Below are 15,326 nucleotides of genomic sequence, written 5' to 3'. Positions count from 1 at the left end.
GAGCCGAAGTTTTTCCGGCGCGTTAACTGATCTTTTGCAGATCCATGGACATCAGCCCGCGCAACCCGTTCTCGAGGACCTCCGGACCGGCGTCGCCGAACATGGCCAGCTGCGCGATGAACCCCTGCGCGGTGGCGATCAGCGTGCGGGCGACATGAGCGTCGGGGACGTCGGCGGCGAGCAGGCCGCTCTCCCGGTACGCCCACACGAGTTCCGACCAGGCCGCCGACAGGCCCCGGTAGGCCTCGGCGAGGGTGGCCGCGAGCCGCTCGCTGCGCAGGCTCTCCGACCACACCTGGACGATCAGCCCGGCGAACGCCCGCGAGTCCAGTCCACGCGCCCCGTCCGCGTCACCGTCGAACAGCGTCCGGACCACCCGGCCGATCAGCACGTCGGGGGCGGGCGGCGGAGTGACCTGGGAGGCCCGCTCGAACGCCCGTCGGAGGCTGCCGACCGCCTCCCCCGCGATGGCCGCGATCAGATCCTCCTTGCCGCTGAAGTAGCGGTAGACGGCACCCGCCGACAGCCCGACCTCCTTCAGCACGTCCTGCATCGACGTGCCGTGGAATCCGTCGCGGGCGAAGCAGCGCGCGGCACCGTCGAGGATCTGCCGGCGGCGGGCATCGAGGTGTTCCTGGGATACGCGAGCCATGCCCTCAACTTAAAACGAACATTCCTTCTTGACAAGGTCCCGGACCGGCGGGACAGTGAGGCCGTCCCATAAAACGAACGATCATTCTCTTTGGGTCCGTTCTCTTCGAAACGAGGCTTCCGCCATGTCCACCACTTCGAACCGGCGCCTGGTGGGAGTCGTCCTGCTGGTCCCCCTGGTGGTGACCCTCGCCCTGTGGGCCTTCGCCTGGCCGGCCGCCCGGATGGCGCCGCACGATCTGCCCCTCGGCGTCGTCGGCTCGGCGCCGGCCGCCGACCGGCTCCAGGAGCGGCTCGAACAGCGCGACGGCGCCTTCGAGATCCACCGGTACGGCTCCGAGGCCGCCGCCCGCACCGCGATCGAGGACCGGGCCGTATACGGAGCGGTGGTCGCCACCGCGCACGGCCCCGAACTGCTGACCGCTTCTGCCGCGGGCCCGGTGGTCGCCCAGCTGCTGCACGACGCGGTCGCCGCCCAGGCCCCGGACGGCGCCACGGTCCGGGTCACGGACGTGGTGGCCGTCCCGGCATCGGATCCGCGCGGCAGCGTACTCGGCGCGAGCATCCTGCCCCTGGCCATCGCGGGCGTGGTCGCCGGCGCCGCGGTGACCCTGATGGGCCTGCGTGGCGGCCGGGCCGTCGCGGCTCTGCTCGGGGTCGCCGCCCTCGTGGGGATCGTGGCCGCGGCACTCACCGACAGCTGGCTCGGAGTCATCACCGGCGACTGGTGGAGCGAGGCGGGCGCGCTCGGGCTCACCGTGCTCGCGATCGGCGGGGCGGTGGCCGGACTCGCGGCAGTGATCGGCACACCGGGCGTCGGGCTGGGGTCGCTGTTGATGGTGCTGGTGGGCAACCCCTTCTCGGGCGTCACCAGCGCGCCCGAGCTGCTCCCCGGCCGGTCGGGACGATCGGCGAGTGGATGCCGCCGGGCGCGGGCGGATCACTGCTGCGGTCCGTGGCGTTCTTCGACGGCGGCGCGGCGGGCCGGGCCGTCCTGGTTCTCACCCTGTGGGCCGCGCTGGGGCTGACCGCCGTACTGATCGGCGGCCGTCGCCGGCCCGCGGCCCCGCCCTCCGGCGCCGAACCCGTGCGCCGGCCTGCCCTGGCGGGCTGACCCGCCGCCGCACGGAACGCCGTGCACCCCCGTCCGCTGCGGACGGGGGTGCACGGCGTTCCGGCGTCAGTCCCCCGGGCCCTGCTGCCCCCGGTGCTCCGCCGCGATCCCGAAGCGGTGCCGTTCGCCGGTAGCGGACGACGTGGAGCGGATCGAGGAGACCGAGCTGATCACCTGCTCCTGCTCCGCCGTCTCCTCGTTCTCAAGTCGCTCCAGGTCAGCGGCCGATACCAGCGCCACGAGCGGCTTGCCGTGCCGCGTCACGACCACTCGCTCACCGCCGTAGACGACGCGGTTGATCAGTTCGGCGAGCTCAGCCCGGGCTTGCGTCACCGGAATCTCGTAGGCCATGCTCCCCATCATAACCTTCTGTACGTCCTGTACATTTTTTACAGAAGCGTGCGCAGGGCCCTCACGGGCTTCCGCGTGCCCCGGAGGAGAGGTCTCCCGCCATGCACCGCCCCGCCGCCCGCTACGTACTGCCCGAGTTCACCGAGCGCACGTCCCAGGGGACCCACACTCTCGATCCCTACTCCAAGCTGCTGGCCGAACGGGTCGTCTTCCTCGGCACACCCGTCGACGACACCGCGGCCAACGACCTGGTCGCCCAGTTCATGTACCTGGAGCACAACGCGCCGGACCGGCCCATCCAGCTCTACATCAACTCCCCCGGCGGCTCGTTCGGCGCCATGACGGCCGTCTACGACACGATGGCCTTCCTCACCTGCGAGGTGGAGACCTTCTGCCTCGGCCAGGCAGGCGCCGGCGCGGCGGTGCTGCTGGCCGCGGGCGCGCCCGGCCGACGGCACGCACTGCCGGGCGCACGCGTCGTGGTGCAGCAGCCCGAACTCGCCGAACCGGTGCAGGGGCAGCCGTCCGACCTGGAGATCGAGGCGCGGGAACTGGCCCGGATGCGCGACACGCTGACCGGCATGCTGGCCCGTCACACCGGCCGCTCCGCCGAGCAGATCACCACCGACACCGAGCGCGACCTCATCCTAGACGCCGAGGGGGCGAAGGCCTACGGACTGGTCGACCACATCGTGCAGAACCGCGACCCACTGCCGGCACCGCGCACCGCCCGGTGAACCCCCGATGCAGCCACCGGAGTTCGCACCGCTGCCCGCCCTGACCCGCGCGGAGGGCGAATTCATCGACCGTTACCTGGAGGTCCTCGACCAGCTGGGCCGGATCAATCCGGCCCGTGGCAGCGACACCTACGGGGCCCTGCGCGCCGCGCAGGCACTCGCCTCGCACGCGACCGCGCTGCGGGACGCGCTCGCGTTGATGCACGAGCGGGGCGAAGCGCGCATCCATTCCGGCACGTTGGCGCGGGCGCTGCGCGTGCTCGACGGGGAGCGGCGCGCCGGGCGGGTCACCGTGCCACCGGCCCCGACGAGTTGATCAACTCCCTTGCGCCGACACGCCCGACGGGCGGATCAAATTCTCTCGCTCGTTCGGCGTAGGCGTTCCCTCGCGCGAGGGACTGCTCAATTTGCGCTTTCGAGGTGGGCCATGGGTGAAATCTCCCGTTCCGCCACTGGCACGGCACCGGCCGGGGCGCCGCAGAATCTTCCCGGCCGGAGCCCTGTCCACCCGAACGGGCCAGGGGTGACGAGCCTCACATATCGCCGTTTCACCTCGGAAATCGGGCAGCCGGTGAGTCAAGATCCCTGGGACGACAAGCCCCCGCCACCGCGGCGGGGCGGTCCGGGCGGACGCCGAGTCCTGCCGCTGTCCGGATGCCTGGTCGACAGGAGTGGATCGGCAGGAGTGGAGGACCCGAGCACAACGGGCCGACCGGACCTCCGGTTGTCCCTCGGGGTGAAGCCGCCTTGTGCGGCCGGGCAACTTCGCCAGCCCGAACCCGACAGGTCATCCTTCACAGGCGGCTGACGAAGGGTTGCGCATGTCTGCGCAGGTTCATGTCCCGTCTCTGCTCGCCCGGGCCACCACGGCCTCGGTTCTGACCCTCGCCGCCGTCGGCGGCTCACTGTTCGTCCCCGGCGCCGCGACCGACGCCCAGGCCGCGACCCATTCGATGAAGGCGCTCAACATCGCCGCCTCGAAGAAGGGATCGCCCTACCGCTGGGGCGCCACCGGCCCCAGCCGCTTCGACTGCTCCGGCCTGACGCTCTATTCGTTCAGGAAGGCGGGCAAGACGCTTCCCCGCACGGCCCAGCAGCAGTACAACAAGACCCGCCACATCTCGGCCTCAAAGCGCCAGCGCGGCGATCTGGTCTTCTTCCACTCGGGCCGCAGCGTGTACCACGTGGGCATCTACGCGGGCAGCGGAAAGATCTGGCACTCGCCCAAGACCGGCGCCGTGGTCCGGCTGGAGAAGATCTGGACCGGGAGCGTCTACTACGGGCGGGTCCGCTGACGCCCCTTCCCCGCCTTCGGCCCCGCACCTGGCGTCAGTGCAGCAGGGTGCCGGTCACCAGCACCAGCCCCAGCGCGGTGAGGGCCGCGCCGCTGCCGCCCTCGATGGCCCGGGCGGCCCGCGGCCGGCGCAGCCACCGGCCCAGGCGGTCCACGAGGAGCGCCACGGCCGGGAACCACACCAGGGCCAGCAGCACGACGATCGCCGCGAGCAGCAGCGTTCTGGGCAGCGGCGCGGCCCCGGCGGGGACGAACTGCGGGAGGAGGCTGAGGAAGAGCACCGGCGCCTTGGGGTTCAGCGCGTTGGTGAGGAAGCCCTGGCGCAGTGCGCGCCGGGACCCGGTCGCGGCCTCGGGCGCGTCCACCCGCTCCGCCGCATCCTCGGTGGCGTGCGCCTGCCCGCCGCGACGCCGGGCCGCGCGCAGCGCGCTGATGCCCAGGTAGAGCACGTACGCCCCGCCCAGCAGCTGAACCGTGCGGAAGAGCACCGGCACCGCCACCAGCACGGCGGCCAGCCCGGCGACGGCGAGCGCGGTGTGGACGAGCAGACCTCCGGCGACGCCCAGTGCGGTCGCCACCCCCGCCGCACGTGAGGCGAGCGCGTTACGTACTACGACGGCGAAGTCCGCTCCGGGCAGCGCGACCATGACGGCGGCGACCCCGAGGAAAGCAGTCAGTTGAGCGTCCATGGCTCCCACCCTGGACCAGCAGAGCCTTTAGCATGTACTTGCAATATCCTGGGTCTGCCAAAAGGAACGCTTAATGTACGACCCGACGAGGCTCGCGGCCCTGGTGGCGGTCGCCGAGGCCGGTTCGATCACCCGGGCCGCCGCCCGCCTGGGCTACACCGCCCCCGCACTCTCCCAGCAGCTCGCCAAGCTGGAGCGCGAGGCCGGTGCCGCGCTGCTGGTGCGGCACCACCGGGGTGCCCGTCTCACCGCCGCGGGCGAGCTGCTCGCCGGGCGCGCCCGCAGGATCCTCGACGAGATGGACCAGGCCCGTCATGAGCTGGCCCGTCTGACCGGGCTCTCCGGCGGGCGCCTGCGCGTCGGCACCTTCACCACGGCGGGCATCCATCTGCTGCCCCCGGTGCTCAGCGCCTTCCGTCGGGCCCACCCCGATGTGGAGCTGGTCGTCACGGAGTACGAGCCGCCGGGCGGGGTGGCAGCGGTGGCGGCGGGCGAGGTCGATCTCGCACTGACCCACGCGTACGAGCCGGCTGCCCCGACGCCGTTGCCTTCGGGCGTCAGTGCCGAGGCCCTGCTGGTCGAGGAACTGGTGCTGATCACCGCCGTGGGGCAGGTCCTGGCGGACGGCAGCGGCAGGCTCCCGGTGACGGACCTCGCCGGCCGGCCGCTGATCAGCAGCGCGCCGACCCATCCGCCACGCCGCGGGGTGGAGAGCGCACTGGCCGAGGCGGGCGCGCTGCCCGCCGTGGTCTGCGAGTCGCCCGGTTATGCGCTGGTGTGCGCGCTGGTCAGCGCGGGCATCGGGATCGCGGTGGTGCCGGAGATGGTCGCGGCGATGTCGCCGACGCCGCTGTCCGTGCGCAGGCTGCAGCCGGCCTCGTTCCGCCGGACGATCTCGGTGGTGCACCGCGGTGACCGGTCGAGCGCGGCGGCGGCGACCCTGCGGGCGCTGCTGCGCAGCGGATTCGGGCGGGCCGCCGCGACGGGCCCGTGAACCGGATCGTGAGCTGAGGGGCCCGGTCGGTCAGCTCTGGACGGGGACGGTCCAGGGGAGGACGATCCAGACGGTCTTGCCGCCGTCGGCGGTGGGGTGACGCTCAGCCGGCCGCCGTACTCCTTGGCCAGCGAGCGGATGATCACCATGCCGCGCCCGTTGTCCTGGCGGACCGCGGCGGGCAGCTTCTGGGGCCAACGGGGGTGACTGTCCGTCACCCCGAGGTGCAGCTGTTCGTCGCGCTCCAGCCGCAGGTCCACGGTGAAAGTGGGTGACTGGCCGAAGGTGTGCTGGACGGCGTTGGTCGCGAGCTCCGAGATGATGAGCCGGACGGTGTCGGCGGCCTCGGTGTCGTCGGGCAGACCCCATTCGGCCAGCACCCGGGCGACATACCTCCGGGCCGCGGAGACCGAAACCGGCTCGCTCGGCAGAGTGACGCTTGCCTCTTGATGGTCCGCCATGGCCGGCCGCCCCTTTCCCACCCGTACCGACCCGCGATCGGTCCGTGCTGCGCTTCGCGCCAGACTGCCATTGATGCTGCCCTCTGTGACGACGATCCACCAAGATATGCATATATCTGTCGCTCAAAGCGGTGAACTCCGCCCTGGATGCCGCGCGGGGACGGCACACTGTCCGCTCGGCAGGGAGTGGGAGGGAGGCACCACATGCAGCACGGCCCTGCGGTGCGACGCCGCAAGCTCGGGGAGGAGCTGCGGAGTCTGCGCCACACGTCGGGACTCACCAGCCGGGACGCCGCGCGGCTGCTCGGCTGGCACCAGTCGAAGGTGAGCCGGATCGAGACCGGCGTCAGCGGAGTGCGGCCGGTCGACGTGACCCGGCTGCTGGACGCCTACGGCGTGGACGACCGCCAGTTGCGGGAGGTCCTGAAGACGCTCGCGGGTTCGGCGGGCGGTGGCGGCGCCGGGTGGTGGCACGCCTACCGCGGCCTCATTCCGCCCCAGTACCGCGACTTCATCAGTCTGGAGTCACAGGCGCGTACCGCCCGCACTCTGGAGACCTCGGTGGTGCCGGGGCTGCTGCAGACCGCCGACTACGCGCGGGCGGTGACCCGGGCCTCGCTCGACGGGCTGCCGGCCGGTCAGCTGGACTCGCTGGTGGAGGTGCGGCTCGCCCGGCAGGGGGTGCTGCGGAGCGATCCGCCGCTGCGGCTGAGCGCGGTGCTCGACGAGGCGGTGCTCAGGCGCGAGGTCGGTGGCCGCCGGGTGATGAGGGAGCAGCTGCGCCACCTCATCCGGGTCGCCCAACTACCCCAGGTGGAACTCCAGTTGCTGCCCTTCGCGGTCGGCGGCTACGTCGGGCTCACCGGCCCTTTCGTAATCTTCTCTTTTCCGAACACTTCTGATCTGGATGTGGTCGTTCTTGACCATTTGACGAGTAGCCTCTACCTGGAGCGGAAAGAAGACCTCGAGGCGTACAGCTCGGCCTTCCGCACCCTGCAGGCACACGCGCTGTCGCCGGAGCACTCGTTGGACCTGATCGCCGCGATCGACCGCGACGATCGGTAACTCCGGACTGCCCGAGGGGAACGTCATGTCGCAATGCCTCGCACAGCACGCGTTACGGTGGCGGCGCAGCAGCCGCAGCACGGGAATGAACAACTGCGTGGAGGCCGCGCCGTTCGGCGGCGGACGGCTGGCGGTACGCGACTCCAAGGATGTGTCCAGGCCGCCGCTGCAGTTCTCCGCCGCGGCCTGGACGTCATTCGTCGCCGGTCTCGGCCTCGGCCCGGACCGCTGACGCGGCGGCGGGCCGTTCGCGTCGCCCGACGACGCCCCTGCCGCCTCAGCTGACCGGAGCGGTCCGCCGTACGATCGCCACCGCGGTGGCGATCTGCTCGTCGGTCAGGTCGGCGCGTGCCGTCAGCCGCAGCCGCGAGATGCCGTCCGGCACCGACGGCGGCCGGAAGCATCCGACCGCCATTCCAGCCGTACGGCAGTCGGCAGCCCAGCGGACCGCGGCGTCGGCCGACGGTGCGCGTACCGAGACCACGGCGGCGTCCGGGCGCACGGCAGCCAGACCGGCCGCGGTCAGCCGTTCGTACAGCGCGGTGGCGACCTTACGGGCCCTGCCCGCACGTTCCGGTTCGCGGCGCAGCAGCCGCAGGCTGCCGAGCGCCGCTCCGGCGGCGGCCGGTGCGAGCCCGGTGTCGAAGATGAACGTGCGGGCGGTGTTGACCAGGTGGTCGATGACGCGGGCGGGGCCGAGTACCGCGCCGCCCTGGCTGCCCAGGGACTTGGAGAGGGTGAGCGTGGCCACGATGCCGTCGCCGCCCGCGAGACCGGCGGCTGCGAGGGCGCCGCGGCCGCCCTCGCCGAGCACCCCCAAGCCGTGCGCGTCGTCGACGAGGAGAGCGGCGTTCTCCGCGCGGCAGACCCCGGCCAGTGCGGCCAGCGGCGCGGCGTCGCCGTCGACCGAGAAGACCGAGTCGGTGACCGCCAGTGCCCTGCCGCCGTGGGCCTGCAGGGTCTTGCGCACGGCTTCGGGGTCGGCGTGCGGCACGACGGCGGTTTCGGCCCGGGAGAGCCGGCAGCCGTCGACGATGGAGGCGTGATTGCTCGCGTCCGACACGATCAGCCAATCGCGTCCGGTGAGTGCGGTGAGAGCGGCGAGGTTGGCCGCGTACCCCGAGGAGAGCACGAGTGCCGCCTCGAAACCGCAGAAATCGGCCAGTTCCCGTTCGAGCTCGGCGTGCAGCGCGGTGGAACCGGTGACCAGCCGGGATCCGGTGGCCCCCGCACCCCAGCGGCGTGCCGCGTCGGCCGCAGCCGCAGTCACCTCAGGGTGCCTGGTCAGGCCGAGGTAGTCGTTGCTCGCGAGATCCAGCAGTTCCGTCTCGGCGGGCCGCGGCCGGAGCGTCCGGACGAGTCCGGCGTCCGCACGGCGGCGCGCCTCGTCGTCGATCCAGTCGAACGGGGCGAAGGACATGAGCGGTCCCTTTTGTAGGCAACTCACAGACCTTAACCGGGAGCGAAGTCGGGCAGGGTGTGGTCATGCACACACCCTCACGCCGCTCTGTTGTCCGGTTCTTCCTTGGCTCGGAGCCGTGCCGTACGTCAGGATCGTCGCCATGGACCTCCTGAACACGCTGGCGGACAAGGGGCTGCGGCGCGAGCTGCCCACCCGCGAAGAAGCCCTCGCCGTACTGGCGACCTCGGACGACGATCTGCTCGACGTGGTGGCCGCGGCCGGAAAGGTGCGCCGTCAGTGGTTCGGGCGGCGCGTGAAGCTGAACTATCTGGTCAATCTGAAGTCCGGGCTCTGCCCCGAGGACTGCTCGTACTGTTCGCAGCGGCTGGGCTCGAAGGCCGAGATCCTCAAGTACACGTGGCTGAAGCCGGACGAGGCGTCGAAGGCGGCGGCCGCCGGGGTGGCGGGCGGCGCCAAGCGCGTCTGCCTGGTCGCCAGCGGCCGCGGCCCGACCGACCGGGACGTCGACCGGGTGTCGCAGACCATCGAGGCGATCAAGGAGCAGAACGAGGGCGTCGAGGTCTGCGCCTGCCTGGGCCTGCTCTCCGACGGCCAGGCCGGCCGGCTGCGCTCCGCGGGCGCCGACGCGTACAACCACAACCTCAACACGTCCGAGGGGACGTACGGGGAGATCACCACCACCCACACCTACGCCGACCGGGTGGAGACGGTGCACCAGGCGCAGGCCGCCGGCCTCTCCGCCTGTTCCGGGCTGATCGCCGGGATGGGTGAGAGCGACGCCGACCTGGTCGATGTGGTCTTCGCCCTGCGCGAGCTCGACCCCGACTCGGTGCCCGTCAATTTCCTCATCCCGTTCGAGGGGACCCCGCTCGCCAAGGAGTGGAACCTGACGCCGCAGCGCTGCCTGCGGATCCTGGCGATGGTCCGGTTCGTCTGCCCGGATGTGGAGGTCCGGCTCGCCGGCGGGCGCGAGGTGCATCTGCGTTCGATGCAGCCGCTCGCCCTGCACCTGGTCAACTCGATCTTCCTGGGCGACTACCTGACGAGCGAGGGCCAGGCGGGACAGGCGGACCTCGACATGATCGCGGACGCCGGCTTCGAGGTGGAGGGCGCGGGCACGACCACGCTCCCCCGGCACCGCGCGGAGGCGGGCGGCGGCTGCGGCTCGCACTCCGGCGGGTGTGCGCCCTGCGGCGACGGCCCGGAGGCGGAGGTCTCGCCCGAGGAGGCCGTTCCGGCGGAGGCCGCAGCGGCCTCCGCGGCACGCACCGACCTGGTGTCGGTCCGGCGTCGCGGTGCGGGTACGGATCTCGCACCCAATGCCTGAGCCGCTCTCCCCCTCGGATCTGCGGGCCCTGGACCGGGCCCACGTCTGGCACCCGTACGGCCCGATGCCGGGCCGGCAGGAACCGCTGGTCGTGGAGTCCGCGTCCGGGGTACGGCTGAGGCTCGCCGAACCCGTCGACGGCCATCACGAGCTGGTCGACGGCATGTCGTCCTGGTGGTCGGCCGTGCACGGCTACAACCACCCGGTGCTCAACGACGCGGCCCGCGGCCAACTGGACCGGATGAGCCATGTGATGTTCGGCGGGCTCACGCACGAGCCCGCCGTGCGGCTGGCGGCCCGGCTGGTCGAGATCACGCCGCAACCGTTGCAGCACGTGTTCCTCGCCGACTCGGGTTCGGTGTCCGTCGAGGTCGCCGTGAAGATGTGCCTGCAGTACTGGCGTTCGGCCGGGCGGCCCGCCAAGCAGCGGCTGCTGACCTGGCGCGGGGGCTACCACGGGGACACCTGGCAGCCCATGTCGGTGTGCGACCCCGAGGGCGGCATGCACGAGCTCTGGTCGGGGGCGCTGCCGCGCCAGGTCTTCGCGGACGAGCCGCCGGCCGGCTTCGACGCCGAGCCGGACGAGGCGTACGCGACGCATCTGCGGGAACTGATCGCGCACCATGCCGATGAACTGGCCGCGGTGATCGTGGAGCCGGTGGTGCAGGGGGCCGGCGGGATGCGGTTCCACTCGCCCGCCTATCTGCGCGTGCTGCGCGAGGCATGCGACGCACACGGTGTGCTGCTGGTGTTCGACGAGATCGCCACGGGTTTCGGCCGTACGGGCAAGCTCTTCGCCGCAGAACACGCCGGGGTGTCCCCCGACGTCATGTGCGTGGGCAAGGCCCTTACCGGCGGCTATCTGACGATGGCCGCGACGCTGTGCACGACCGCGGTGGCCGAGGGCATCTCGCGCGGCGAAGTGCCGGTGCTCGCCCACGGCCCGACGTTCATGGGCAATCCGCTCGCCTCCGCGGTCGCCTGCGCCTCCGTCGACCTGCTGCTCGGCCAGGACTGGGAGCAGGAGGTCAAGCGGATCGGAGCCGGTCTGCTCGGCGGGCTGGCACCGGCGGCGGAGCTGCCCGGGGTCCGGGACGTGCGGGTACTCGGCGCCATCGGCGTCGTACAGCTCGATCACGAGGTGGACATGGCGGCCGCCACCGGGGCCGCGGTGCGCGAGGGCGTGTGGCTGCGGCCGTTCCGCGACCTCGTCTACACCATGCCGCCGTACGTGACCGGCGACGACGATGTGGCACGGATCTGCCGCGCGGTGTGCGCGGCGGCGCGGGAGGGCTGAGATGGGCATTCTGGTAGTGACCGGCACGGGCACGGAGATCGGCAAGACGATCGTGACCGCGGCTGTCGCGGCGGCCGCCACGGGGCGTCGGGTCGCCGTGCTCAAGCCGGCCCAGACGGGCCTGGCACCGGGTGAGCCCGGCGATGCCGCCGAGGTGGCGCGCCTGGCCGGCAGCCATGTGACGACGGTCGAACTGGCTCGTTTCCCCGAGCCGTTGGCGCCCGCGACGGCCGCCAGGCGGGCCGGGCTCGCGCCGGTGCGCCCGCACGAGATCGCCGAGGCGGCCGAGAAGCTGACCGCCGATCACGATCTGGTCCTGGTCGAGGGCGCGGGCGGGCTGCTCGTGCGGTTCGACGACGACGGCGCCACCCTCGCGGACGCGGCCCGACTGCTGTCGGCGCCGGTCCTGGTCGTCGCGCCGGCCGGGCTCGGCACGCTCAACTCCACTGCGCTGACCTCGGAGGCGCTGCGGTCCCGCGGGCTGGACTGCCTCGGGGTGGTCGTCGGCAGCATGCCCGCCGAGCCGGACCTGGCGGAGCGCTGCAATCTGGCGGACCTTCCGGTGGCGGCGGCCGCGCCCCTGCTGGGCGTGGTACCGGCCGGCGCGGGATCACTCGGGCCCGCGGACTTCCGTGCCCGGGCCGGAAGTTGGCTGGCGCCGCAGCTGGGCGGGAACCGGCCGCCGGGCTGACCGGCGGGAGGGTACAGGGCGGGGCGGAATCGGGCTGGCCGGCGGGGTCACAGGCTCCACTGGCGCAGTTCGTCGGCGATGGCCCGGACGTCCGCCTTGCCCTCCTTGACCAGCAGCGCCAGGTCACGCACCTGCTCGGGCGAGGTGATGACCTTCAGCCCCGACGCGACGAGGTAGCCGTAGGCGACGGCGGACGCGAACATGGCATTGGAGCGCTCCAGCGCGGGCACGTGCAGCAGCAGCTGCAGCAGCGCCGCCGCCCTGGAGTGCGGGTCGCTGTAGACGGGGCTGCCGAAGATCTCCGCCTCGTGCCGGGCGACGGCGGCGACCAGGGCGCCCCAGTCGGTGACCTGAGGGTCGCCGGGCGTCTTGTGCTCCGCGACCATGAGCAGCCAGGAAAGATGGATCCGGAGGTTCAACGGTTGCCTTTGCGCTCCGGGCCGAACTCCTCGGCGAACACCGACTCGTACTGCTTCATGAAGTCGGCGGCTGCTTCGACGAAGGTGTGTCCGACCTCGCCAGCATCCTGCTTGACGAGCTCCTCTATGTAGCGGTTCACGCTCATCCCCCTCTGGAGCGCGCGCTGCCGCGCGGCCTCGGCGGTGGCCTCGTCCACTCGTACGTTCAGCTGAGTCTTGGGCACCCCCTCACGCTAGCGCGGGATCGCTAGCATCGGCAAGGGGAGCGGTTCGCGGGGGGCCGGACCGCATGGGATCCATCCCGCCGGGCCGTGCTCGGCGGGCCCCTCGCCCAGGCCGCCCGGCCCGCCCCCGAAATCCGCCGGCCGCAGGCGTCGGCCCCCTTCCGCACCTACGGTCGGAACATGAGCGGCCGAAACCGCACCCGAACACCCCGCTCACCCGAATGGGTAGTCATAATTCCTGGTCAGGCAGACACCGTCGGCGCAGTCGGCCGGGTCCTGGCGTCGAACGCGCACCATCCGGCCAGATCCCGCGACGACTCATGGAGCGCACTTTGAGTACGACGTTCCGTTCCCGCATAACCGCCCGCCTCGGTCGCAGCTACCTGGCCAGGATCCAGAAGCACGGGATCGGCGCCTCCACGCTCAGGCTGTTGCCGGAGGACCTCCTGATGCCGTTGCGCAGGGACGGCCTGGATCCGGTGCGGGAACTGGCCGGGACGCGGGCGAACGCGCCGCTCTCGAAGGTTTCGCTGCCGTTCGGCATGGACGCATGGGTGGTCACCGGCTACCAGGAATCGAAGGCCGTACTCGGATCAGCCGATGCATTCAGCACCGACTTCGCTCATCTCGCGACGAATGCCGGGGTCACCGCCGAGCAGAGTCCCGGCGGGCTCGGGTTCAGCGATCCGCCCGTGCACACCCGGCTGCGGCGCATCCTCACCCCTGAGTTCACGATGCGCCGGCTCCGCCGTCTGGCACCCCGGATCGATGCCATCGTCGGGGAACGCCTCGAAGCGATGGCAGCCATGCGCGGCCCGGTCGACCTGGTGCAGGAGTTCGCCCTGCCCATCCCCTCCCTCACCATCTGTGAACTGCTCGGCGTGCCGTACGAGGACCGCGACGACTTCCAGCGGCTGGCCATGGACCGCTTCGACCTCTTCGGCGGCACGACGGCGCCGTTCGGTGCCATGTCCGCGTCCATGGACTACTTCAGGGAGGTCGTCAGGGCCCAGCGGCGGAAGCCGGGCGAAGGTCTGCTCGGCATGATCGTGCGGGAGCACGGCGACAGCGTCGACGACGAGGAACTGGCGGGCCTCGCCGACGGCGTGCTCACCGGCGGGTTCGAGACGACGGCCAGCACGATCGCGCTCGGCTCGCTCGTACTGCTGCGCCATGAGGACGTCCGCACGCGGCTGCGCACCGAGGACGCCGTGACGACGCCGTTCGTCGAAGAGGCGCTGCGCTACCTCTCCGCGGTGCAGATGGCCTTCCCCCGGTTCGCCCGTCAGGACATCGAGATAGCCGGAGTGGTCATTCCGCGCGGGGACATGGTGCTCTGCTCACTGAGCGGCGCCAACCGTGATCCGTCGTACGTCGTGGACGACGGACGCTTCGACCTGCACCGCCGGCCCCAGGCAGGACATCTCGCCTTCGGCCACGGTATCCACCGCTGCATCGGCGCCGAACTGGCGCGGATGGAGCTGCGCTCGGCATATCCGGCCCTGGCCCGTCGCTTTCCCGGCATGCGCCTCGCGGTCCCGCCGCAGGACCTCGCCTTCCGCAAGCTGTCGATCGTCTACGGCATCGAATCGCTGCCGGTGCACCTGCGCTGAGCCCGGTGCGCACTCCCGGATCGCTCCCGGGTGCCCGGGTGCCCCGGTGAGGAAATCGCTCGCCGTACGGGCCGGCCCTCTGCTTGGCTCACCAGATGAGCGATCTCCACATCCGTAGCGCCGCCCTCACCGACATCGACGCCGTGCTGGAGTTCTGGCGCGCCGCCGCCGAAGGAACGAGCATCAGTGACGACCACGACGGGGTGGCACGGCTCGTCTCGCGGGACCCGGAAGCCCTGCTCCTCGCGGAGCGTGACGGCCTCCTCGTGGGAACCGTCATCGCGGGCTTCGACGGGTGGCGGTGCTCCGCCTACCGGCTGGCCGTGGACCCGCACTGCCGCCGGCAAGGCATCGCCACCGCCCTGATGGAGGCGGCGGAACAGCGCTTCGCCGCACTCGGCGGGCGCCGCGTCGACGCAATGGTCCTGGAGGCCAACGAGCGCGCCCACCGCACCTGGGCCGCGGGCGGCTATCACCGCGAGGACCACTGGCGGCGCTGGGTGAAGCCACTGCGGGGATGAGTCGGCCCCGGCATGGGGGATGCCGTCCGGCTCTGGTCGACCATGCCTGTGGGCTCGGCCTTCGCCCTGCTGATCGTGGTCGTCGAGGAACACGCCGGTACGCCCTTCGGCGAGGGTCAGTTCGCCCGCAACGCCTTCCAGGCCCTGGTGATCCTCGTCGTCAACAGCGCGCTCATGTACGCCGGCCGGCTGGGTGCGCTCGCCCTCGTCCCGGGGATGTTCTTCGGCTTCGCCAGCTACTTCGCGACGTACTTCAGCGGATTCGGCTACGACGCGGGCAGTCCGTGGGCGGCGTGGATCTGCGTGGTGGCCATGAACGCGCTCGGTCCGGACTTCGCATACCTGTCGGTGCGGCTGACGTTTCCGGTCAGCAGCGCTAAGGACGCCGTCGCGCGGTCCGGCGAGGGACCGGACGCGGCAGTGGCAGGTCCGGACCCGGTATGAGCGTGCCGGAG

18 protein-coding genes, 2 pseudogenes and 1 riboswitch are annotated in these 15,326 nt (G+C 71.8%); of the genes and pseudogenes, 13 read left to right on the top strand and 7 right to left on the bottom strand.

Features of this window, described 5'->3' with window-relative positions; translation table 11 throughout:
• Nucleotides 1-22: 22 nt before the first annotated feature.
• Complete coding sequence (locus LNW71_RS29835) at nt 23-652, bottom strand: TetR/AcrR family transcriptional regulator (RefSeq protein ID WP_250971033.1); 630 nt, start codon at nt 650-652, stop codon at nt 23-25.
• Nucleotides 653-776: 124 nt separating this feature from the next.
• Between LNW71_RS29835 and LNW71_RS29830 the strand changes: the two are divergent.
• Nucleotides 777-1,765, top strand: a pseudogene (locus LNW71_RS29830) (ABC transporter permease).
• 66 nt (nt 1,766-1,831) lie between these two features.
• On the opposite strand, the gene LNW71_RS29825 reads toward LNW71_RS29830, so the two are convergent.
• The gene (locus LNW71_RS29825) at nt 1,832-2,116 is read right to left on the bottom strand and encodes a type II toxin-antitoxin system Phd/YefM family antitoxin (protein WP_250971032.1); all 285 of its coding nucleotides are present in this window, start codon (nt 2,114-2,116) and stop codon (nt 1,832-1,834) included.
• A 101-nt stretch (nt 2,117-2,217) separates the two neighbouring features.
• Between LNW71_RS29825 and LNW71_RS29820 the strand changes: the two genes are divergently transcribed.
• The 3 genes from LNW71_RS29820 (at nt 2,218) to LNW71_RS29810 (ending at nt 4,148) form a co-directional block, all read left to right on the top strand.
• The gene (locus LNW71_RS29820; RefSeq protein WP_250971031.1) at nt 2,218-2,853 is read left to right on the top strand and encodes an ATP-dependent Clp protease proteolytic subunit; all 636 of its coding nucleotides are present in this window, start codon (nt 2,218-2,220) and stop codon (nt 2,851-2,853) included.
• A gap of 7 nt (nt 2,854-2,860) precedes the next feature.
• Nucleotides 2,861-3,169, top strand: a complete 309-nt coding sequence (locus LNW71_RS29815) for a hypothetical protein (RefSeq protein ID WP_250971030.1) — start codon at nt 2,861-2,863, stop codon at nt 3,167-3,169.
• Nucleotides 3,170-3,474: 305 nt separating this feature from the next.
• Nucleotides 3,475-3,671: riboswitch (cyclic di-AMP (ydaO/yuaA leader) on the top strand.
• Nucleotides 3,672-3,674: 3 nt separating this feature from the next.
• Entirely contained in the window at nt 3,675-4,148 is a 474-nt protein-coding gene (locus LNW71_RS29810) for a C40 family peptidase (RefSeq protein ID WP_250971029.1), read from the top strand.
• A 34-nt stretch (nt 4,149-4,182) separates the two neighbouring features.
• Here the strand turns inward: LNW71_RS29810 and LNW71_RS29805 are convergent, their stop codons facing one another.
• Nucleotides 4,183-4,836, bottom strand: coding sequence for a LysE family translocator (locus LNW71_RS29805; RefSeq protein ID WP_250971028.1), 654 nt, complete (start codon nt 4,834-4,836; stop codon nt 4,183-4,185).
• Nucleotides 4,837-4,909: 73 nt separating this feature from the next.
• Here LNW71_RS29805 and LNW71_RS29800 point away from each other — a divergent pair, with 73 nt between their 5' ends.
• On the top strand, nt 4,910-5,830 hold the full coding sequence (locus tag LNW71_RS29800; protein ID WP_250971027.1) for a LysR family transcriptional regulator: 921 nt from the start codon (nt 4,910-4,912) through the stop codon (nt 5,828-5,830).
• Between the two features lie 30 nt (nt 5,831-5,860).
• On the opposite strand, the pseudogene LNW71_RS29795 reads toward LNW71_RS29800, so the two are convergent.
• Nucleotides 5,861-6,291: pseudogene (locus tag LNW71_RS29795) on the bottom strand (ATP-binding protein).
• A gap of 204 nt (nt 6,292-6,495) precedes the next feature.
• Here LNW71_RS29795 and LNW71_RS29790 point away from each other — a divergent pair.
• On the top strand, nt 6,496-7,356 hold the full coding sequence (locus LNW71_RS29790; RefSeq protein ID WP_250971026.1) for a helix-turn-helix transcriptional regulator: 861 nt from the start codon (nt 6,496-6,498) through the stop codon (nt 7,354-7,356).
• Between the two features lie 25 nt (nt 7,357-7,381).
• Nucleotides 7,382-7,588 (top strand): DUF397 domain-containing protein, encoded by a 207-nt coding sequence (locus LNW71_RS29785; RefSeq protein WP_250971025.1) that lies wholly within the window; start codon nt 7,382-7,384, stop codon nt 7,586-7,588.
• 45 nt (nt 7,589-7,633) lie between these two features.
• On the opposite strand, the gene LNW71_RS29780 is transcribed toward LNW71_RS29785, so the two are convergent.
• Nucleotides 7,634-8,776 (bottom strand): 8-amino-7-oxononanoate synthase, encoded by a 1,143-nt coding sequence (locus tag LNW71_RS29780; protein ID WP_250971024.1) that lies wholly within the window; start codon nt 8,774-8,776, stop codon nt 7,634-7,636.
• A gap of 142 nt (nt 8,777-8,918) precedes the next feature.
• On the opposite strand from LNW71_RS29780, the gene bioB reads away from it, so the two are divergent.
• From bioB to bioD, 3 genes are read left to right on the top strand one after another with little or no spacing between them, the layout of a single operon-like run.
• Nucleotides 8,919-10,106, top strand: a complete 1,188-nt coding sequence (gene bioB / locus LNW71_RS29775) for a biotin synthase BioB (protein ID WP_250972186.1) — start codon at nt 8,919-8,921, stop codon at nt 10,104-10,106.
• Entirely contained in the window at nt 10,099-11,403 is a 1,305-nt protein-coding gene (locus tag LNW71_RS29770) for an adenosylmethionine--8-amino-7-oxononanoate transaminase (RefSeq protein WP_250971023.1), read from the top strand. The genes bioB and LNW71_RS29770 overlap by 8 nt, the downstream gene beginning before the upstream one ends.
• A gap of 1 nt (nt 11,404) precedes the next feature.
• Complete coding sequence (bioD, locus tag LNW71_RS29765; RefSeq protein WP_250971022.1) at nt 11,405-12,094, top strand: dethiobiotin synthase; 690 nt, start codon at nt 11,405-11,407, stop codon at nt 12,092-12,094.
• A gap of 47 nt (nt 12,095-12,141) precedes the next feature.
• On the opposite strand, the gene LNW71_RS29760 is transcribed toward bioD, so the two are convergent.
• Together LNW71_RS29760 and LNW71_RS29755 are read right to left on the bottom strand one after the other, a co-directional pair.
• Entirely contained in the window at nt 12,142-12,513 is a 372-nt protein-coding gene (locus LNW71_RS29760; RefSeq protein ID WP_145767569.1) for a fic family toxin-antitoxin system, toxin component, read from the bottom strand.
• On the bottom strand, nt 12,510-12,737 hold the full coding sequence (locus LNW71_RS29755; RefSeq protein WP_024493431.1) for a hypothetical protein: 228 nt from the start codon (nt 12,735-12,737) through the stop codon (nt 12,510-12,512). The genes LNW71_RS29760 and LNW71_RS29755 overlap by 4 nt, the downstream gene beginning before the upstream one ends.
• Before the next feature lie 332 nt (nt 12,738-13,069).
• Between LNW71_RS29755 and LNW71_RS29750 the strand changes: the two genes are divergently transcribed.
• The 3 genes from LNW71_RS29750 (at nt 13,070) to LNW71_RS29740 (ending at nt 15,315) form a co-directional block, all read left to right on the top strand.
• The gene (locus tag LNW71_RS29750) at nt 13,070-14,350 is read left to right on the top strand and encodes a cytochrome P450 (protein ID WP_374119464.1); all 1,281 of its coding nucleotides are present in this window, start codon (nt 13,070-13,072) and stop codon (nt 14,348-14,350) included.
• A 95-nt stretch (nt 14,351-14,445) separates the two neighbouring features.
• Nucleotides 14,446-14,871 (top strand): GNAT family N-acetyltransferase, encoded by a 426-nt coding sequence (locus LNW71_RS29745; RefSeq protein WP_250971020.1) that lies wholly within the window; start codon nt 14,446-14,448, stop codon nt 14,869-14,871.
• Between the two features lie 12 nt (nt 14,872-14,883).
• On the top strand, nt 14,884-15,315 hold the full coding sequence (locus LNW71_RS29740; protein ID WP_250971019.1) for a DUF1097 domain-containing protein: 432 nt from the start codon (nt 14,884-14,886) through the stop codon (nt 15,313-15,315).
• The last annotated feature ends 11 nt before the right edge of the window (nt 15,316-15,326 follow it).

It is taken from the genome of Streptomyces sp. RKAG290, from assembly GCF_023701695.1.
Lineage (GTDB): Bacteria > Actinomycetota > Actinomycetes > Streptomycetales > Streptomycetaceae > Streptomyces.
The sequence above is the reverse complement of the archived record's forward strand: the minus strand, read 5'-3'. Positions and strand labels throughout refer to the sequence as shown.